Here is a 19,930-nt window from a genome sequence, read left to right on the forward strand (position 1 = left end):
AGGAACGATATGTCGCCCTGCTCGCAAAAGAGAACAGCGATCAGCCGGCTTTCGAAGAGCCGCCGGTCACTTTTTCGTAAGATCGAGATCGAAGACCATCAATCCATCGGTGCCGCCTTCGAGTGCGGCGACCAGTCTTGCGCCGGCGCGCTGGTGCGCCTCATGCACGAGATAGGCGTCGCGCGCGGCGGCATCGCGGAAATCGATGGTGAAGCCGTGATTGAAGCCGCGCGCAAAAGGCTCCGGGCTGACATTGGCGCTGAAGTGGACGGTGTCCATGCCGTCGATCACCTGTCGCAGCGCTTCCAGGTCGGCATGGATCGCCGCGCGCTCGCTGTCGGGAACATCATCGCGAAACCTGACGAAGACGCAGTGCCTGATCATTTTCTTTCCTTTCAAGCAGCCCGGTTTCCGGAAAACACAGCCGGTGGCAGCGGTTCGCGACCGAGGATCAGGTCGGCGCCCTTTTCGCCGACCATGATCGTCGGTGCATTGGTGTTGGAGGAGGGCACGCGCGGCATCACCGACGCGTCGCAGACGCGCAAGCCTTCGATACCGCGCAGCCGCAGGTCCGGTGTCACCACGGCCATGTCATCATGACCCATGCGGCAGGTGCCGACAGGATGGTGATCGGTCTTCGAGGTGCGGCAGGCATAGTCGACCAGTTCGTCATCGCTGGCCAGCGACGGGCCGGGCAGCACTTCGCGCAGGACGTAGGGGGCAAGCGCCTTCTGCCGCATGATCTCGCGCGCCAGCCGCAGCCCCTTCAGTGACATGGCCCGATCATAGGGGTCGGACCAGTAGTTCGGGTCGATCAGCGGATGGTCGGCCGGGTCGGCGCTCTTCAGCCGCACAGTGCCGCGCGAGCGCGGCCGCAGGAAGGCCGAGTTCAAGGTGACGCCGGGGTTGTGCAGCTTCTCGACGCCGGCCTCGATGCCCGAGCCCAGGCCGAGATGGAACTGGATGTCGGGCGAGGCGGCGGTCGGGTCGGCGTACCAGAAGCCGCCGGTCTCGAACAGGCTGGAAGCCACCGGCCCCTTCTTGAGCAGCAGGTACTGCAGGCCAGCCCAGGCCGTGCGGTGCAGCTTGGCGTAGTTGTCGTAAGTATGGTCGCCGGTGCACTCGGCGATGACGAACAGATCCAGATGGTCCTGCATGTTGGAGCCGACGCCGGGCAGGTCGTGCACCGGCGTGACGCCGACCGATTTCAAATGATCGGCCGGACCGATGCCCGATTGCATCAGCAGTTTCGGCGAGCCGATGGCGCCGGACGAGACGATCACCTCGCGCTCGGCGCGCAGGATCTTCTTCTCGCCCCCCGGTTTGTCGGCGATCTCGACGCCAATGGCGCGGCCCTTCTCGACAACGATGCGGGTGACCAGCACGTCGGTTCGGACGGTGAGGTTCTTGCGCGCGCGGATCGGCTTGAGATAGGCGACCGAAGCGGATGAGCGCCGGGCGTCCTTCTGCGTCAGCTGGTAATAGCCGACGCCTTCTTGGGCAGCGCCGTTGAAATCCGGATTGAAGGGAATACCCATCTCCTGGCCGGCGCGGAAATAGGCCTCGCAGATCGGCAGCGGCGAGATCGGATTCGACACGCCCAGCGGTCCCTGGTCACCGTGGAAATCGTTGGCGTAGCGCTGGTTGTTCTCGGCGCGTTTGAAGTAGGGCAGCACATCGCGATAGCCCCAGCCGGCGAGGCCCTCTTCCTTCTCCCAGGCGTCGTAGTCGCGGGCGTTGCCGCGCGTGTAGATCTGGGCGTTGATGGAGGAGCCGCCGCCGACCACCTTGGCTTGCGTGTACCAGAAGACGCGGTCCTTCATGTTTTTCTGCGGCACGGTCGACCAGCCCCAGGACGCGATGCCCTTGGTCATCTTGGCGAAGCCCGCCGGCATATGGATGTAGGGATGCCAGTCCTTGCCGCCGGCTTCGAGCAGCAGCACGGAATTCGCCGTATCCTCGCTCAACCGGTTGGCCAGAACACAGCCGGCCGGGCCGGCGCCCACGATGATGTAATCGGTCATGTCGTTTCCACTTACAATCGCGGCACGGAGAGCGCGCCATCGACATTGATGATCGAGCCGGTCGAAAAGCCGAGCTTGCCGGTGGCAAGCGTCGCCACCACCGAGCCGATGTCGGAAGCCTCGCCCCAGCGTTTGGCCGGCACCAGTCCGCCGTCGATCAGGGCATCGTATTTGGCGGTCACGCCTGCCGTCATGTCGGTGCGGATGATGCCGGGCCGCAGCTCGAACACGCCGATGTTTTCTGGAGCGAGCCGAAGCGCCAGGTTCTTCACCCACATGGAAAGCCCGGCCTTGGAGATGCAGTAGTCGGAGCGTTCCGGCGAGGCCATGTCAGCGCTGACCGAGGTGATGGTGATGATCGATTGTGTGCGGTCGCCCGGTGTGGCCAGCATCGCCTTGGCGACGGCCTGGCTGAGAAACACGGTGCCGCGCAGGTTTATGCCGAGCGTACGGTCGAAATTCTCCGGTTTCAGCTCCATCAGGTCGCCGCGCACCACGGCACCGACGCCGGCATTGTTGACGAGGCAGTCGATGCGGCCGAAGGCACGCAATGTGGCATCGACGAGTGCCGCGTGGCTGGCAAGATCGGCGATGTCGCAACGGACATAAGCGAATTTCGCGCCGCGTGCCGTGATGTCGGTCGCCAGATCGTCCGGCGCCTGTTCGGCCAGATCGGCGACCAGAATGTCGAAGCCGGCATCGGCCAGGGCCTGGGCACAGGCAAGACCAATGCCGCGCGCGCCGCCGGTGACGATGGCCGCGGGGCGGGTCATGCGGCAAGCTCGCTCTTGCGGATATGTTCGGCCACCCGCAGCGCTTGCGCTGCGATCGACAGGGCCGGGTTCACCGCGGCCGATGTCGGCAAAAAACTGCCGTCGACGACGAACAGGTTCTGGTGGTCAAACGACCGGCAGAATGGATCGAGCGGCGAGGTCGCCGGATCGCCGCCCATCTTGATCGTGCCGCACTGGTGCGAGGGCGTGCGTTTGTCGAAGGGGCGCGACAGCACGATGGGATAGCCGCAGGCGCGGAAGTTTTCGCGCATCACCTTGGTCAGCCCGTCGAGCGACTGCATGTTGGAGCGCCGCCACTGCATGACGATGTCCTTGCCGTCGACCATGATGCGGCTTTCCGGATCGGGCAGGTCCTCGCACATCAGGTACCAGTCGACGGCATGGCCGGCCATGTAATCCAGCGCGAATCTCGGCATCGTCTTCACATTGGCCTTCAGCATGTTGCCGTCGATCTTGCCGAGCAGTTGGACATTGCCCAGTGGTTTGCCGCCCTTGCCGTCCGAGAGGTAGTAGTCGTTCAGCATCAGCGTCTTCTGGTAGACGGCATCATTTCTCCGGCGCGGGTCGATGGCCAGCATGGCGCTGGAATTGTGGTTCATGAAATTGCGGCCGACCTGGTCGGAGCGGTTGGCAAGGCCCTTGCCGCCCTTGCCGTTGTTGGATGATGGCGAACGCAGCAGGATGACGGCGGAGTTGACCGCGCCGGCGGACAGGATGACCAGTTTTGGCGTGACTTTCTTCGCCTCGCCCTTCTGCCGGTAGTGAATGGCGGCGATGTTTTTACCATCGGGCGCCGCTTCGAGATATTCGACATAGCAGCCGGTCTCGAGCCGGATGTTGCTGTCCTTCAACGCCGCCGCGAGCGGTGCCGTCTGGGCGTCCATCTTGCCTTGACCGGTGTTTGGAAAAGCGTCCCAGCCGGTCCTGCCTTCTTTCAGCCAGGTGTCGATGTCGACGCCGAGCGGCAGCGAGGCCGGATGCAGGCCCAGCCCCTTGAGTTCGGCGCGGGCACGCGCGATCGGCGTTTCGTCGGGCACCGGCTTGTAGGCGTAGGGGATCGAGTGGAACGGCTCGGTCGGGTCTTCCCCCAGCGTGCCGCGCACACGAAAGAGCTGCTCTGCCTTCGAATACCAGGGTTCGAACTCGTCATAGGAAAACGGCCATGCCGGCGAGGCCCCGCCGAAATGCTCCATGGCGGAGAAATCTTCCTTGCGGTAGCGGATAAGCACCGCCCCGTAGAATTTCGAATTCCCGCCCACATAATAGTAATTGCCAGGATTGAAGGCGGCTCCGCCGGCTTCGCGCCACATCTCCTTCGGCCGGTAGTGGCCGTCGACGAAGATGGAGCGCGTGTCGCGCGCATGCGGCGTTGCCGGCAAGGGCTCGCCGCGCTCCAGCATCAGGATCGAGGCGCCGCTGCCGGCCAGACCGGAGGCGATCGTGGCGCCGCCGATGCCGGAGCCGATGATGACGATGTCCGGATTTGTCATGGCCTAAATCGCGTCCCGACGCGCTTCAGGTTTTTGTTTTGATGCATGTCGTTGCCCCAAAACCGGATCCACTTTCGGGCGACATACATCAGCGTATGCGGTTCTCGGTCGCTGGATCGAAGAACACAGCCTTGGTCAGGTTGAAGGCCAGTGGCGTGTTGGTGCCCGGCTGGATGTTGGCGTCGGCGCGCAGACGCGCGACCACGCCCTTGCCGCCGAGATTGGTGACGGCGAAGGTGTCCGAGCCTGCCGGTTCGACAACCTCGATATGGCAGTCGGCGGTGGCGATATGCGAGGCGTTGCGCTCCGCGCCCTCCGGATCGGTCAGGGCCTCCGGCCGGACGCCGAAGATGACCGGCTTGCCCTTGAACGCCGACAGTCCGGCTGGCGCATTGGCCATCGGCAGCGTGATCGGCTGACGCGCCTCGCGGTCGAGCACGACAGCCAGATCGCTGCCGTTGCCGCCAATGGTCGCCGGGATCAGGTTCATCGCCGGCGAGCCCATGAAGTCGGCGACGAAGACATTGCTCGGGTTATTGTAGATCTCGGCCGGCGTGCCGAATTGCTGCACCTCGCCGTCTCGCATCACGGCGATCTTGGTGGCCAGCGTCATCGCCTCGATCTGGTCGTGGGTGACGTAGACGATGGTTGTGCCTGTCGTGGCGTGGAGGCGCTTGATCTCGATGCGCATGTCGGCGCGCAGCTTGGCGTCGAGGTTGGACAGCGGCTCGTCGAACAGGAACAGTTTGGGGTCGCGCACCAGCGCCCGGCCCATGGCGACACGCTGGCGCTGGCCGCCCGAAAGCTGGCTTGGCTTGCGCTGCAGGAGATGGCCGATCTGCAGGACCTTGGCCACCTTGTCGATCGCCTTCTGGCGCTCGTCGGCGGGCACGCCGCGCATTTCCATGCCGAAGGAGATGTTCCCGGCCACCGTCATGTTCGGGTAGAGCGCATAGCTCTGGAACACCATGGCGATGTCGCGTTTGGATGGGTGCAGATCGTTGATGGCGCGGCCGTCGACGCGGATCTCGCCCTCCGTGATCTGCTCCAGGCCGGCGATGGTGTTGAGCAGAGTGGACTTGCCGCAGCCTGACGGGCCGACCAGCACCAGGAAGCCGCCCTTTTCGAGTTCGACGTTGATGCCCTTCAGGATCTCAACATTCCCGAAGCGCTTCTTCAGCCCATCAATTTCCAGAAAAGCCATGGTCGTTCCTTCTGAATTGGTCAGCCCTTGACCGCGCCCGCCATCAGCCCGCGCACGAAATAGCGGCCGGCGACGACATAGACGATCAGGGTGGGGAGAGCCGCGATCATCGCGGCCGCCATGTTGACGTTGTATTCGACGACGCCGGTCGAGGTGTTGACGACGTTGTTGAGCGCCACCGTCATCGGCATCGCGTCGCCGGTGCCGGCGTAGGCGGAAGCGAACAGGAAGTCGTTCCAGATGTTGGTGAACTGGTAGATGACGGTGACGACGAAGATCGGCATCGAGTTCGGCAGCATGATGCGGCGGAAGATCTGGAAGAAGGAGGCGCCGTCGACCTGTGCGGCCTTGATCAATTCGGTCGGGAAGGCCTCGTAATAGTTGCGGAAGAACAAAGTGGTGAAGCCGATGCCGTAGACGACATGGACGAAGACAAGGTTGACCGTCGGATTGCCGAGGCCGAAGCTGGTGCCGACCGAGTTCTGCAGCGAGACGCCGAAGCGGCCGAGGCTGCCCAGGATCGTCGCCATCGGCAGCAGCACCGACTGGAACGGGATGAAGCAGGCGAACAGCATCAGCCCGAACACCAGAGTCGCGCCGCGAAAACGCCATTTGGTCAGCACGTAGCCATTGAGTGCCCCGAGCATGGTCGAGATCAGCACGGCCGGAACCACCATCTTGATGGAGTTCCAGAAATAGCCCTTGATGCCGGCGCAGGTGAGACCGACGCAGGTCTCGCCCCAGGCCTTCAGCCACGGGTCGAAGGTCGGCGCCTTGGGCAGCGCCAGCATGTTGCCGTTCTGGATCTCGTCCATGGTCTTGAACGAGGTGACCAGCATGACGAACAGCGGCATCAGGTAGAACAGCGCAAACAGTGCCAGAAGCCCGTAGATGACGATGCGGTTGACGAGTTTGACGTTGACGCCGCCTGAAGCCTGGCGGGCGGGAGTGGTGACAGCGCTCATCGCGGCTTCTCCCTGAGTTCGGAATAGAGATAGGGCACGATGATGGCGACGATGGTCATCAGCATGATCACGGCACTGGCCGAACCGACAGCCATCTCGTTGCGCTTGAATGTGTACTCATACATGAAGTTGGACGGCAGCCAGGCCGAGCCGCCGGGGCCGCCGCTGGTCAGCGCGACCACCAGATCGTAGGACTTGATGGCGAGGTGGGCGAGCACGATGAAGGCCGACAGGAAGATCGGCCTGAGCAGCGGAATGACGATGCGGCGGTAGAGCTGGAAGGTGGTGGCGCCGTCGATCTGCGCCGCCTTCATGATCTCGCCGTCAATGCCGCGCAGGCCGGCCAGGAACATCGCCATGATGAAGCCGGAGGCCTGCCAGACACCGGCGATGACCACCGTGTAGATGACGAAATCCTTGTTCTTGATCCAGTCGAAATGGAAGCTCGTCCAGCCCCATTGATGCAAGGTCTGCTCGAGGCCGAGTCCTGGATCGAGGAACCATTTCCAGGCGACGCCGGTGACGATGAAGGACAGCGCCATGGGATAGAGGTAGATCGGCCGCAGCACGCCTTCGCCGCGAATCTTCTGGTCGAGCAGGATGGCCAGGAACAGGCCGAGCGCCAGGCAGATCAGGATGTAGAGAAAGCCGAAAATGCCCATGTTGGTGATCGACGTGTACCAGCTCGACGGCGGGTCGGTGTCGAAGGTCCAGCCCCACAGCCGCTGATAGGCGCGCGCGCCGGTGATGACATAGGACGGGAAGGTCTTGGAATTGGTGAAGGACAGATAGATCGTCCACAGGATGAAGCCGTAGACGAAGACGATGGTGATGGCGAAGCTCGGCGCCAGTACGATCTTCGGCAAGGCGTCCTGCAGGCGCGAGCGCACAGAGGCACGGGGGCGTGCATGCTCCGGCGTCAGCTTGATCTGGCTTGTTGCTAGCGTGCTCATGAGCTCCTCCCGTTTTCGGGTCGTCCCTGCGCTGCCGTCAGGCGGCAAGGCGGCCCGTGCGGACGGGTCCTTGGTCGGCATGGTGTCGAGCCGGCCAATCGTTAAGATGAAACCTTCCCCGCCGAAGCGGGGAAGGTGTTTTCGTGGCCGGCGCTTACTTGGCGTCGTCGATCGCCTTGACCAGTTCGGTCACGGCTTCGTCCGAGGTCTTGATCTGGCCATGGACGAACTTCGAGACGACGTCCTTGTAGGCATTGGCGACCGCCGGAGGCGCGCCATAGCCCTGGGCCAGCGAGCCGAACAGCGTACCGCCGTCATTGGCTGCCTTCAGGTCGGCGATGCCCTTCTTGCCGCAAGCGTCGAAGTCGGTGTCGGGAACGTCGGTACGGGCCGGAACCGAACCTTTGACGACGTTGAAGGCCGACTGGAAGCTCTTCGACAAAGTGGCGGTGGCCAGTGCGACCTGGGCGGCCTTGCGGTCGTCCGGAACGTTGAACATGCCGAACATGTCGGAGTTGTAGATCACGGAGCCGTCAGTGCCCGGGAAGCGGTAGCACAGGAAGTCGGTGCCCGGGGTCTTTTTGGCGGCGTGGAACTCGCCCTTGGCCCAGTCGCCCATGACCTGCACCAGAGCATCGCCCTTGATGACCATGGCGGTGGCAAGGTTCCAGTCACGGCCCGAGAAGTTCGGGTCGACATAGGTGACGAGCTTGGCCAAATTGTCGAACGACTTCTTCATCGTGTCGGACTTGAGCGAAGCGTCGTCGAGGTCGTTGAAGGCCTTCTTGTAGAACTCGGGTCCGCCGGTTGACAGCACGACCGAGTCGAACATGGTGGCTTCCTGCCAGTTCTGGCCGCCGAGAGCGAGCGGGATCACGCCTGCAGCCTTGGCCTTGTCGAGCAGGGCAACGAAGTCGTCGAAGGTCTTCGGCTCGGTGCCGCCGATCTTGTCCATGACGGCCTTGTTGATCCACAGCCAGTTGACCGAGTGGACGTTGACCGGAGCCGCGACCCACTTGCCCTCATAGACCGAGAATTTCTGCAGGGCGGCCGGAACCGACTTGTCCCAGCCTTCCTTCTTCGCCGTCTCGGTCAGGTCGCCCATGACGCCGGCCGCCGCATAGTCGAGCACGGTGTAGCCGAGCATCTGCGAGGCGGTCGGATAATTGCCGGCCGCGACCATTGCCTTCAGCGCGGTCATGGCGGCGTCGCCGCCACCGCCGGCCACCGGCACGTCCTTCCAGGCATAGCCTTCCTTGGCCAGATCGCCCTTCAAGACGTTGAGGGCAGCCGCTTCGCCGCCCGACGTCCACCAATGCAGCATCTGCACTTCCTTGACGTCCTCGGCATGGGCGGCGAAGGCCAGACCCGATGCGAGAGCCGTTCCGATAAGCAGTTTGCGCAACATGTACTTCCTCCCTTGTTGCATTACACGACCGGTGGAAGCCCACCGGGTTCTTCCAAACTCAGCCGACCCACCATCCTGTGCGCTGGCCGCGATGAAACTGGATTGTCTTTTCCTCGGTATAGTCCTCGACGGCGCGTTTGCCGAGTTCGCGTCCGAGACCGGACTGCTTGTAGCCTCCGAAAGGCAGCTCGGGATAACCTTCCATGAATGTGTTCACCCAAACCGTCCCCGAACGCACCCCACGCGCCACCGACATGCAAGTGTCGATGCTGGCGCTCCACACGCCCGCCGACAGACCATAGGGCGTGTTGTTGGCGATGTGCAACGCCTTTTCAATCGTTTCAAAAGTCAGCACGGAGAGCACCGGCCCGAACACTTCTTCGCGTGCGATGGCCATGTCCTCGGTGACGCCGCGGATGATGGTCGGGTTGAGATATTGGCCGGCATTGGAGGCCAATTGCCGGCCGCCGCTGTAGACATTGCTGCCGCCGCTTGCAGCTGCCGTTACGTAACCGGTCACCTTGGCCAGATGGTCGGACGAGATCATCGCGCCGACCTTGGTTCGGTCGTCCAGTGGATCTCCCACTGCTACTCTCGACGTAAGTGCCTTTACGGTGGCAAGAAAATCGTCGGCGATCGCCTCGTGCACAATCAGCCGGCTGCCGGCATTGCAGCATTCGCCGGCATTGAAGAAGCCGCCGAACACCGCCGCGTCGGCGGCCGCTTCGAGATCGGCATCGGGGAAGACGATCTGGCCGTTCTTGCCGCCGAGCTCCATCGAGACCTTCTTGAGCGACTGCGCAGCGGACGCCATCGTCATCTTGCCGACGCGGGTCGAGCCGGTGAACGACACCATCTCTACCAGGGGATGGCTGACCATCGGCGCACCGACATCGCCGCCCAGGCCGGCAACGATGTTGACGACGCCGGCGGGCAGGCCGGCCTCAAGCAGGATGTCGCCGAGCACGAAGGTCGAGGCCGAGGTCATCTCGCTCGGCTTGACCACGGCCGTGCAGCCGGCGGCAAGCGCGAAGGGCAGTTTCTGGCTGACGATCAGGAACGGGAAATTCCACGGCGTGATGATCGAGACGACGCCGATCGGTTCGCGCACGACCACGCCCAGCATGGCGTCGCCGAGATTGGCGTAGCTCTCGCCGTGCAGCGTGCGGGCGAGCGAGGCGGCATAGCGCCAGATGTCGACGGCGCCGCCGATCTCGCCGCGCGCCTGGGCAATCGGCTTGCCCGATTCCAGCGCGTCGAGCCGGGCGATGTCTTCCAGCCGCGTCTCGATCAGGTCCGCCGCTCTGAAAAGGATCGCGGCGCGCTCGGCCGCCTTCATGCGAGGCCAGGGGCCGGTCTCGAACGCCCTGTGCGCGGCTTGCACGGCCGCTTCCACCTCGGCCTCGCCGGCCTGCGCATAGCGCGAAACGGTGAAGCCATGGCCGGGGCTCTTGCGCTCGATCGTGCGGCCGTCGCGGGCATCGACATGCTTGCCGTCGATCAGCAGCCGATAGGTTTTCGGCGCGGCTGACGCCTCGGCGGGCATGGCGATGTTGAGGGGGGCGTTCATCAGGATTTTTTCTCTAGCTTCTTGAAAATGCTGGTTTCTGCTTGGTCTTGAAGGCGCTTACACCAGCCTTGAGGTCTCCGGAGAGCGCGATGAAACCGCTGGCCAGTGCTTCCGTTGCCGCCGCACTGTCCTCGCCTTCGGCCACGGCGATCATCAGCTTGGCGGCTTCGGTCGCCAACGGCCCGCGGTGGGCGATTTTTTCGGCCCAGCTTTTGGCCTCGGCCAAGCCGTTGCCGGTTTCAACCACCCTATCGACCACGCCAAGGGCCAGCGCTTCGGGGGCGAGAAGTATCTCGCCACCCAACGCCAAGCGGCGCACTGTCTGGGCTCCGAAGCGGCGTACGGCGCGCTGCGTGCCGGACCAGCCGGGCACGACGCCGATCGAGGTTTCGGGGAAACCCAGTTTCACCTGCGCCTCGGCGACGCGAAAATCGCAGGCGACGGCAAGCTCCAGCCCGCCGCCCAGCGCATGGCCCGACAGCACGGCGATTGTCGGCTGCCGCAGCCGCGCCAGCCGGTCGAACACCCGGTGGCCGTAGCGCACCCATTGCACCTGGAAGTCGGCCGCGTTCATCTGCGCCCACGCCTCGACATCGCCGCCGGCGCAAAAGCCCTTGCCTTCGCCGCGCAGCAGCACGACGCGCACGCCATCAGCGGCCTCGGCCGTGTCGAGCGCCGTTTCCAGCGCCCGCAGCATCGGAATATCCAGCGCGTTGAATTTTTCCGGTCGCCGCAAGGTGACGATGCCGATGGCGCCGTCCTGTTCGAAGGTGACGAGAGGCTCAGCCATGCGTGCCTCCGAGCGAGGCGCCGCCATTGAGCGACAGGCCGATTGGCCGATCCTGATAGAGCGCGGCCGGAGTCACCTTGAGGTCGTTGGCGACGCCAAGCGGTGTTTCCGACTGCGCCAGCACGTCGCGCTCGAGATCGATGCCGGGCGCCAGTTCCGTCACCATTAGCCCATCAGGCGTCAGCTTCATCACGCAGCGCTCGGTGACATAGGTGATGTCCTGCCCTTGAGCGACCGCGCGCCTGCCGGAGAAGGAAATATGCTCGACCTCGTTGACGATCTTCTTGACCTTGCCCTCCTGGTCGATGCGGATGCCGCCATCGGCCAATGAGAGTTTCGCGCCGGCATTGAAGAAGCCGGAGAAGACGATCTTCTTCGCCCGCGACGTGATGTCGACAAAGCCGCCGGCGCCGGCGGTGACATGCGGCCGCGCCGATAACTTCGAGACATTGACAGAGCCGTGGCGGTCGATCTGCAGGAAGGAGAGCAGCGAGGCGTCGAAGCCGCCGGCCTGGAAATAGATGAACTGGTGCGGCGAGGGCATGATCGCCTCGGCATTGGAGGCACAGCCGAACTTGAAGTCGAGCAGCGGCACGCCGCCGACCGCGCCCTGCTCGATCACCCAGGTGACCTTGCCGTGCTGGCCTTCTTCCAGGAGGATGCGCGGCACATTGGCGGAGATACCGAAGCCGATGTTGACGGCCATACCGTCGCGCAATTCCATGGCGACGCGGCGGGCGATCACCTTCTGCACGTTCATCTCGGCATTGCGGAAGGTCGACAGCGGCCGGAAGATCTCGCCCGAAATCGCCGGATCGTAGGGCGTCAGCGTCGTCTGCAGCTGGTCGGGCGCGACCACGATGTGGTCGACCAGCACGCCGGGCACGCGCACGTCGTGCGGCTTCAGCGTGCCGTTCTCGACCACACGCTTGACCTGCGCGATGACGACGCCGCCATTGTTGCGGGCGGCGAGCGCCTGCTCGAGGCCGCCAAGATAGGCACCTTCATGCTCATAGGTGAGGTTGCCGCGCTCGTCCGCCGTGGTGGCGCGGATGATCGACACCTGCGGCACGATCGAGCGGAAATAGAGCCATTCCTCGCCGTCGAATTGCTGCACGGAAACGATTGGCTCGCTTGCCGCCGCGTTCATGGCGCAGCCCTGATGGCGCGGATCGGCAAACGTGTCGAGACCGACCTTGGTCAATACGCCCGGCCGCTTGGCGGCGGCTTCGCGGTGCATGTCGAACAGGATGCCGGACGGCACATTGTAGGCGGCGACCGAATTGTCGCCGATCATTTTCCAGATCTGCGGCGGCTCGGCGGAGGAGGGGCCGGATGGATAGGAGCCGCACAAAGTGCGCTTCAGCAGGCCGGGCTTGGCAAGGTGATCGATGCCCTTGATGCCATACATGTCGCCGGCGGCGATCGGGTGCAGCGTGGTGATGTTCTTCGGGTGACCTTCCGCGTCGAAACGTTCGCCGATGGCGGCCAGCACCGCGTCCGGACAGCCAAGGCCGCTCGATGACGACACGGACACGACCATGCCGTCCTTGATCAGGCTGGCTGCCTGCGTTGCGGAAACGACCTTGCTCACTTCAGGCTCCCGAGTTTCGGGTCGATCTTGACGGCCTTGCCGGAGCTAGCCGATTGCAATGCCGCCTCGGCCGCGGTGAGCGACCAGATGCCGTCCTCGCCGGTGGCGGCAGGCCGGCCCTTGCCGAGGATCGCGGCGTGGAACTGACGCACGGACCTGACGTAGAGATCCTCGCGGTCGAAGCTCAATTGCTCCTCACCCTTGGCCGTGCGCAACAGCACTGAGCCGTCCGGCTTCTGGGTCATGACATTGCCGGCGATCAGCGAGCCTTCCGAGCCGTGCACCTCGAAACCGGTGCCGGCGAATTTGGTGGTGAAGCCCTCATGCGACTGGGCGATAAGGCCCGACTTGAAGCGCCAGATGCACATGGCGCCGTCTTCCAGCCCGCTACCGGCCATGCCGGCGGCTTGCGTGAAGGTCGAGACCTCGACCGGATCGTCGCCGAGCACGAAGCGCAGCGTGTCGGCATCGTGCACGGTGATGTCGAGCACCACGCCGCCGCCCGCTTCCGGCTTGGTGATGCGCCAGCCCTGCAGGTTCTCCGGCAGGTAGACGGAATGGAAAACGCGTGCGGCGATCGGCTTGCCGATGCGGCCGGTGGCGATGGCGTCCCGCATGGCGCGATGCGCACCGGCGTTGCGCAGATGATGGTTGGTGCCGAGCACGACGCCGGCAGCGCTGGCGGCCGCGACCATCTTGCGCGCGTCGGCGCTGGTCAGCGCCAGCGGCTTCTCGCACAGCACATGCTTTCCGGCCTTGATGGCGGCAAGCGCCTGCTCGAGATGCAACTCGTTGGTGGTCGAGATGTAGACGGCGTCGATGCCGGATCCAAGCAGGGCATCGAGGCTCGACACGGCGGCTGGAATGCCATTTTCCCGCGCATAGGCCGTGGCGCGTTCCGGGCTGGAACTCATCACCGTCGCGACCTCGCCATCCTCTTGCGCACGAATGGCATTGATCATGAATTGCCTGGCGATCGTGCTGGCGCCGATCAGTCCCCACTTGATGCTCATGCCGCGCCTCCCGTTCCTGCAGGCCTGTTTCGTGTGCGGCGATCCGGGCCGCAGCTTTCCCTGACAACGAGATTGACCGCGCCGATATGGTCTTCGGCACGCGTGGTACGCGACTGGATCATCTTGAGCATGACGTGTGCGGCGCGTTCGCCGAGACCGGCGGTGTCAACCGCGACGCTGGTCAGCGCCGGCATGTAATGTTCGGCCTCGACCACGTCGTCGAAGCCGACGACGGCGAAATCCGGTCCCGGCTCAAGCCGGCGCTTGCGCAATGCCAGCATCACGCCGAAGGCGACGGCATCGTTGAAGCAAAGCGCCGATGTCGGCGGCTCGGCCATTGCGAGCGCGGTTTCCAGGCAAGCAATGCCGCCCTTGCGGCTGGTCTCGCCCTCGATGACGAGCACGTCGCGAGTGGCGATGCCCAGCGTTTCGCAGGCTTCGCGAAAGCCGCCCAGCCGTTCCTGATAGACCACCAGGTCCGATGTGCCGCCGAAGAAGGCCAGCCGGCGATGCCCTTTGCCTATGAGATGAGCAGCGGCAAGATAGGCGCCGCGATGATTGTCGGGCGCGATCACCGGGATGCGGCTTTCAGGCAAGCGGCGCATGGCGAAGACGACCGGCACGCCAGCCATCTCCAGCCGCCGGAAAGCGCCCGGCGTGGTGCCGCGCGCCGGTGACACGATGAGGCCGGCGACGCCTTGCTCCATCAGCGACTTCAGCACCTCTTCCTGGCGTACCGGATTCTCCGCCGTATTGGCGATGAAGGGCACGATGCCGGCCGACTGGAAGACGCGCTCCATGCCAACCGCCAGTTCGGCGAAGAACGGATTGGTGAGATCATTGATGACCATGCCGATGACGTTGGAATGGGCCTTGCGCAGATTGGCGGCGCCGCGGTTGTAGACATAGCCGACATCCTCGATCGCCTTGCGCACCTTGACCGCCGTCTCGGGCCGGATCAGCCCGCTGCCCTGGAGCACGAGCGACACCGTCGATTTGGACACGCCTGCCTCGCGGGCAATGTCGAAGATCGTCGCCTTGGCCCGGCTGGCCATCCCGATATCTCCTCCCGGTTTCGGTTCAAGTTTATTGGAACGTTCTAATCACTGCTCCAATCGAGAGTCAATCGGGATTTTTTCCCGGCCTGAAGAATCGATAGTTTGGCGCTATAGGCCCTGTCCAGCAACGAGCGGCGTGCTGCGATGCAGCATTTTACAGAAGGCCGCTCGTGAATCTTAAAGGTTCTTGATTTATTGGAACGTTCCATTTATAGGCGCGGTAAAGGGAGAGCTCGATGGATATTGCCTTGCCTGGTGAGGGTGGCTACAGCAGCCGCTACGCGCTTGTCGGACAGCCGGTGCAGCCGGTAATCGGCGCGCGGTTTTCGCGCATCGCCTATGCCGCCGCGCATGTCGTTGCCGATCCCCATGAAATGACCGATCCATGGTCGCGGCCCGTGGTCGACTGGGACAGGACTATGGCGTTCCGCCATCATCTGTGGCGGCTCGGCTTCCGTATTGCCGAGGCGATGGATACGTCGCAGCGCGGCATGGGTTTCGACTGGCCAAGTGCACGGGACTTGATCCGCAGGTCGATCGCCGAGTCCCGCACGGTCGATGGCGCCGATCTTGCCTCGGGCGCGGGAACCGACCATCTGGCGCCGGCGTCGGCCAGGACACTGGATGATGTGATCGCCGCCTATGAGGAGCAGTTCGCTTTCATCGAAGGACAAGGTGGCAAGGCGATCATGATGGCCAGCCGCGCATTGGCGGCGGTGGCGAAGGGACCGGACGACTACGCCACCGTTTACGACCGGATTCTCGCCCAGGCCTCCGGCAAGGTCATCCTGCACTGGCTGGGCGACATGTTCGACCCGGCCTTGAAGGGCTATTGGGGCAGCGACGATTTCGAGACCGCGCTCGATACGGTGGTCGCCATCATCGAACGTCACGCGAACAAGGTCGAAGGCATAAAGATATCGCTGCTCGATGCCGGCAAGGAGGTTGCGCTCCGCGATAGGCTGCCGCCCGGCGTCGTGATGTTCACTGGCGACGATTTCAACTATCCCGAACTGATCGCCGGAGACGGCCGTGGACATTCGCACGCCTTGCTCGGCATTTTCGACGCCATCGCGCCGGTCGCCAATGCCGCCCTGGCAAGGCTCGCCGAGGGCGACCGGGCCGGCTATGACGCGCTTATGGCGCCGACGGTGCCGCTGTCGCGAAAGATCTTCGAGGCGCCAACCGAATATTACAAGGCCGGCATTGTCTTCATGGCCTGGCTGAACGGCCACCAGGATCATTTCACGATGATCGGCGGCATGCAGTCGGCGCGCGGCATCCGCCACTATGCGGAGGTCTTCCGCCTTGCCGACCAGGCAGGCCTGCTGGCCGATCCCGACCTTGCCATATCGCGGATGAAGAGCCTGTGCGCCGTGGCGGGCGTCTGAGCCGAATGAAATTCGGCTAGAAGTATCCCCCGCTTGGGAGATTTGCGATATTGGTCTCAGCCCGTATTGGGGAAGCGCGGATCAGTGGACCAGTAGCCGATGGCAGACAAAGTGGCCCTCATAACCGGGGTAACCGGCCAGGACGGGGCCTATCTCGCGCAGTTGCTGCTGCGAAAGGGCTATATCGTTCACGGCGTCAAGCGCCGTTCGTCCTCGTTCAACACCGAGCGTATCGACGATATCCGTGTCGACCCGCATGAACGCGACACCAGCTTCTTCCTGCACTATGGCGATCTCACCGATGCCACGAACCTGATCCGGCTGGTGCAGGAGACGCAGCCCTGCGAAATCTACAATCTCGGCGCCCAGAGCCATGTCCAGGTCAGTTTCGAGACACCTGAATACACGGCCAATGCCGATGCCCTGGGGACGCTCAGGCTGCTCGAGGCAATCCGCATCCTGCGCCTGGAAAAGACGGTGCGCTTCTACCAGGCCTCGACTTCGGAACTTTACGGCAAGACCCTCGAGGTGCCGCAGCGCGAGACGACGCCCTTCCGTCCCTGCTCACCCTATGCGGCCGCCAAGCTCTATGCCTACTGGGCGACGGTAAACTATCGCGAGGCCTACGGCATGTTCGCGGCCAACGGCATCATGTTCAACCATGAGAGCCCGGTCCGCGGCGAAACCTTCGTGACCCGTAAGATCACGCGGGCAGTTGCCTCGATCCACCATGGCCGCCAGGAGACGCTCTATCTCGGCAATATCGATGCCAGGCGCGACTGGGGTCATGCACGCGACTATGTCGAGGGCATGTGGCGTATCCTGCAGCACGACGAGGCCGACGATTTCGTGCTGGCGACCGGCGAGGAGCACTCGGTGCGCGAATTCGCCGAACTGGCCTTTGCCGAGACCGGGAGGACCATTCGCTGGCAGGGGCACGGTGTGGACGAGATTGGCGTCGACGCCGGCTCGGGCGCCGTTCTGGTGCGTATTGATCCGCGCTATTTCAGGCCGGCGGAAGTCGACCTGCTTGTCGGCGACCCGTCCAAGGCCAGGACCAGGCTCGGCTGGTCGCATGTGACCGGGTTCAAGGATCTGGTGGCGGAGATGGTGCGGTCGGATCTGGCCCGCGCCGACAGGCCCAGTGGCCGTTCCTGACGGAGGCAGTGCGATGAACGAGACCTTCGATCTCAAAGGCAAGCGGGTTTTCGTGGCCGGGCATCGTGGCATGGTCGGGTCCGCCGTCGTGCGCAGGCTGGCGGTCGAGGACTGCGAGATCCTGACCGCGACGCGCGCCGAACTCGATCTCCTCGATCAGGCCGGCGTGCGGCGCTGGATGGCCGACCGTCGGCCGGATGCCGTGGTGATGGCTGCGGCCAAGGTCGGCGGCATCCTTGCGAATGACCGGTTTCCGGCCGATTTCCTCTATGACAATGTCGCGGTGCAGACCAATCTCATCGAGGGCGCCTTCCGCACCGAAGTGGGCAAATTGCTGTTCCTCGGTTCATCCTGCATCTATCCAAAACTGGCGCCGCAGCCGATCCCCGAGGAGGCCTTGCTGACCGGCCCGCTCGAACCCACCAATGAATGGTATGCGATCGCCAAGATCGCCGGGTTGAAACTGTGTCAGGCCTATCGGCGTCAATACGGCGTCAACTACATCTCGGCGATGCCAACCAATCTCTATGGTCCAGGTGACAATTTTCACCTTGAATCCAGCCACGTCATACCTGCGTTGATGCGCAAGGCACATGAAGCAAAGCAGGCCGGCCACAAGACCCTGCAGGTGTGGGGATCGGGCACGCCGATGCGCGAGTTCCTGCATGTCGACGATGCAGCCGATGCCCTGGTCTCCCTCCTGAAAACCTACAACGGGGAAAGCCATGTCAATGTCGGTTCGGGTCAGGACATCACCATCGCCGAATTGGCCAGGACGGTCGCCTCGATCGTCGGCGGAGACGTGGAGATCACGTTCGATGCGACCAAGCCGGATGGCACACCGCGCAAGTTGCTGGACGTTTCGCGGCTGTTTGCCACGGGATGGCGTCCCCGGTACTCGCTGCACAGCGGGCTGGAGCAGACCTATGCATGGTTCCTCCGGCATATCGAAGCCGGCCAGGTCCGGCTGACAGCACTGGAAAGTTGATGCCGCTTGGGTGATTTCTCGACGAAGACATTGGCGGCGACCAGGGCGGATGGCCTTGGAGGGCGCCTGCTTGCCATGGTCAATGCAAAATGTCTCGCCGACAAAATGGGGTGCCGTTTCGGCTTCACCTGGAACCGCCGGTCCATCGACGACATGCAATTCCATATTGTCGATTCCGTCGACAAGGTTTTTGCCGCCGAGTTCATCGAAAGACACTGGCTGGGTGAGAAGATCGACACTGCCCGGTTCGGCGTCCTCGATGGAACCCGGTTCACCCGGTCCAGCCTGGCGGCCGACGCCCTTCAAAACGGCTTCCAGGGGTGGATCTGCGATGATTTCCGCATCCTGAGATCGTTCCGGCAGGGCTGGTTCAGGACGATGCTGCCCGCCAACAGGTCGGCCCGATCGAGGCATCGGACGTTTGGCACGTTTGGCTTTTCCGAATCCGTGAGAGCCACGATCGCCGCTGCCGGCAAGCCTCGGTTTTCCCGGCCGATGGCCGCGCTGCATCTGCGCAGCGGCGACATCATCCACGGGAATTATCGCTCGGAGCTGGAGTTTTGCGACAAGGTCATTCCCGCACCTCTAGCCAAGGCGATCGTATCGAAACTGGCGTCAAAAGGCCTGGCGACGCTGGTGATCGGCCAGGACCGGGCAACGCTCGACTATCTGAAATCGGAGACCGGAGCCTTCCTCGCCGACGATTTCGGCGCGAGCCAGTTTGAAGACGAGACACTCAAGGCGTTTTTCGAAATGGCATTGATGGCTCGGTGTCGACAGATCCATGCGGGAAGCAGCGTGTTCGCGACAATCTCGTCGGTGATGGGCGGCATCCGGGTCATCAGGCCAAGAGCCTTGTTCGGCAATCGCGGGACAGCGACGGTCATCCTGGACGAATTGAAGGCTCGGCAATCCGATTACCATCCGCTGGAAGCCGCCTTTGGTTATCAGTCGGCCTTCGTGCTGACGGAACGCAGCACCAGCCCGGCGCAGGCGAGGGGAATTCTCGAAAAGGCGGCCGCGCTCGATCCACAAAACCCTGCCTATGCATTGAAGATGGCGGCCGGCTATTTTCGAGACCGGAATTATCAAGGCGGCGAGGCGGTTCTGAAAGCGTTCATGCTCAAGGAGGTCGACGCCCGCGCCGAAAATCCGATGCGGATTCTGCAGGTTCTGACCCGCCCCTCGGCGCGTGGCCACATCATGGCCGGTGACTTCGAACTCTACCTTGCCGCGGCCAAGGCAGGGTATCCCTATGCCGCGGCATGCTCGGCCCAGATCCTTCACACGGCTCTGGGCAGAACCGAGGCCGCCTTGGCGATGGCTGCGCTTTCCCTCAAGGCGGAACCCGCCAATCGGCTTTTCCAGGAGATCGAATCGGCGGTCCGGGCAAGCGCGACGGCAAGCGACAGCTCGTCCGTGCGGCAACTGGCCGGCGGTTGACGCGTTCGGACCTCGCGGTGGATTGGAACAGACATATGCATGGTTTCTCCGCCACATTGAAAAGGGCGACGTCCGGCTCGGGGCTGC

At 63.5% G+C, this 19,930-nt stretch carries 17 protein-coding genes; 4 read left to right on the plus strand and 13 right to left on the minus strand.

What is annotated here, in order from left to right; all coding sequences use genetic code 11:
• Nucleotides 1–66: 66 nt before the first annotated feature.
• The 13 genes from MesoLj_RS10705 to MesoLj_RS10765 form a co-directional block, all read right to left on the minus strand.
• Complete coding sequence (locus MesoLj_RS10705; RefSeq protein ID WP_172348672.1) at nt 67–384, minus strand: Dabb family protein; 318 nt, start codon at nt 382–384, stop codon at nt 67–69.
• Nucleotides 385–395: 11 nt separating this feature from the next.
• Nucleotides 396–2,024: a GMC family oxidoreductase gene (locus tag MesoLj_RS10710; protein WP_202325963.1), complete on the minus strand. Its 1,629-nt coding sequence runs from the start codon at nt 2,022–2,024 to the stop codon at nt 396–398.
• Between the two features lie 11 nt (nt 2,025–2,035).
• On the minus strand, nt 2,036–2,797 hold the full coding sequence (locus tag MesoLj_RS10715; RefSeq protein WP_202325964.1) for a 3-ketoacyl-ACP reductase: 762 nt from the start codon (nt 2,795–2,797) through the stop codon (nt 2,036–2,038).
• Nucleotides 2,794–4,308 (minus strand): FAD-dependent oxidoreductase, encoded by a 1,515-nt coding sequence (locus MesoLj_RS10720; protein ID WP_202325965.1) that lies wholly within the window; start codon nt 4,306–4,308, stop codon nt 2,794–2,796. The genes MesoLj_RS10715 and MesoLj_RS10720 overlap by 4 nt, the downstream gene beginning before the upstream one ends.
• Nucleotides 4,309–4,396: 88 nt before the next feature.
• Nucleotides 4,397–5,512 carry an ABC transporter ATP-binding protein gene (locus tag MesoLj_RS10725; protein ID WP_202325966.1) on the minus strand — a complete coding sequence of 372 codons (1,116 nt, stop codon included), beginning with the start codon at nt 5,510–5,512 and terminating at the stop codon, nt 4,397–4,399.
• 20 nt (nt 5,513–5,532) lie between these two features.
• Entirely contained in the window at nt 5,533–6,477 is a 945-nt protein-coding gene (locus MesoLj_RS10730; protein ID WP_140771888.1) for a carbohydrate ABC transporter permease, read from the minus strand.
• Nucleotides 6,474–7,430, minus strand: coding sequence for a carbohydrate ABC transporter permease (locus tag MesoLj_RS10735; protein ID WP_140771886.1), 957 nt, complete (start codon nt 7,428–7,430; stop codon nt 6,474–6,476). Before MesoLj_RS10735 ends, MesoLj_RS10730 begins: the two co-directional genes overlap by 4 nt.
• Before the next feature lie 154 nt (nt 7,431–7,584).
• On the minus strand, nt 7,585–8,838 hold the full coding sequence (locus MesoLj_RS10740) for an ABC transporter substrate-binding protein (protein WP_056595179.1): 1,254 nt from the start codon (nt 8,836–8,838) through the stop codon (nt 7,585–7,587).
• A gap of 58 nt (nt 8,839–8,896) precedes the next feature.
• Entirely contained in the window at nt 8,897–10,408 is a 1,512-nt protein-coding gene (locus MesoLj_RS10745; protein ID WP_202325967.1) for an aldehyde dehydrogenase family protein, read from the minus strand.
• 13 nt (nt 10,409–10,421) lie between these two features.
• Complete coding sequence (locus MesoLj_RS10750; RefSeq protein ID WP_202325968.1) at nt 10,422–11,198, minus strand: enoyl-CoA hydratase/isomerase family protein; 777 nt, start codon at nt 11,196–11,198, stop codon at nt 10,422–10,424.
• Nucleotides 11,191–12,741 carry an acyl CoA:acetate/3-ketoacid CoA transferase gene (locus tag MesoLj_RS10755; protein WP_446720325.1) on the minus strand — a complete coding sequence of 517 codons (1,551 nt, stop codon included), beginning with the start codon at nt 12,739–12,741 and terminating at the stop codon, nt 11,191–11,193. The genes MesoLj_RS10750 and MesoLj_RS10755 overlap by 8 nt, the downstream gene beginning before the upstream one ends.
• A 47-nt stretch (nt 12,742–12,788) precedes the next feature.
• The gene (locus MesoLj_RS10760) at nt 12,789–13,805 is read right to left on the minus strand and encodes a Gfo/Idh/MocA family protein (protein ID WP_202325970.1); all 1,017 of its coding nucleotides are present in this window, start codon (nt 13,803–13,805) and stop codon (nt 12,789–12,791) included.
• Nucleotides 13,802–14,860 (minus strand): LacI family DNA-binding transcriptional regulator, encoded by a 1,059-nt coding sequence (locus MesoLj_RS10765; protein ID WP_140771878.1) that lies wholly within the window; start codon nt 14,858–14,860, stop codon nt 13,802–13,804. The genes MesoLj_RS10760 and MesoLj_RS10765 overlap by 4 nt, the downstream gene beginning before the upstream one ends.
• Nucleotides 14,861–15,099: 239 nt before the next feature.
• On the opposite strand from MesoLj_RS10765, the gene MesoLj_RS10770 reads away from it, so the two are divergent.
• The 4 genes from MesoLj_RS10770 to MesoLj_RS10785 all read left to right on the plus strand — a co-directional run bounded on the left by MesoLj_RS10770 (nt 15,100) and on the right by MesoLj_RS10785 (nt 19,843).
• Nucleotides 15,100–16,254, plus strand: coding sequence for a dihydrodipicolinate synthase family protein (locus MesoLj_RS10770; protein WP_202325971.1), 1,155 nt, complete (start codon nt 15,100–15,102; stop codon nt 16,252–16,254).
• Between the two features lie 99 nt (nt 16,255–16,353).
• Nucleotides 16,354–17,412 (plus strand): GDP-mannose 4,6-dehydratase, encoded by a 1,059-nt coding sequence (gene gmd, locus MesoLj_RS10775; RefSeq protein WP_202325972.1) that lies wholly within the window; start codon nt 16,354–16,356, stop codon nt 17,410–17,412.
• Between the two features lie 13 nt (nt 17,413–17,425).
• On the plus strand, nt 17,426–18,400 hold the full coding sequence (gene fcl, locus MesoLj_RS10780) for a GDP-L-fucose synthase (protein WP_202325973.1): 975 nt from the start codon (nt 17,426–17,428) through the stop codon (nt 18,398–18,400).
• 6 nt (nt 18,401–18,406) lie between these two features.
• Nucleotides 18,407–19,843 carry a hypothetical protein gene (locus MesoLj_RS10785; RefSeq protein ID WP_202325974.1) on the plus strand — a complete coding sequence of 479 codons (1,437 nt, stop codon included), beginning with the start codon at nt 18,407–18,409 and terminating at the stop codon, nt 19,841–19,843.
• The last annotated feature ends 87 nt before the right edge of the window (nt 19,844–19,930 follow it).

The sequence above is a fragment of the Mesorhizobium sp. 113-3-9 genome (assembly GCF_016756515.1).
GTDB lineage: Bacteria > Pseudomonadota > Alphaproteobacteria > Rhizobiales > Rhizobiaceae > Mesorhizobium.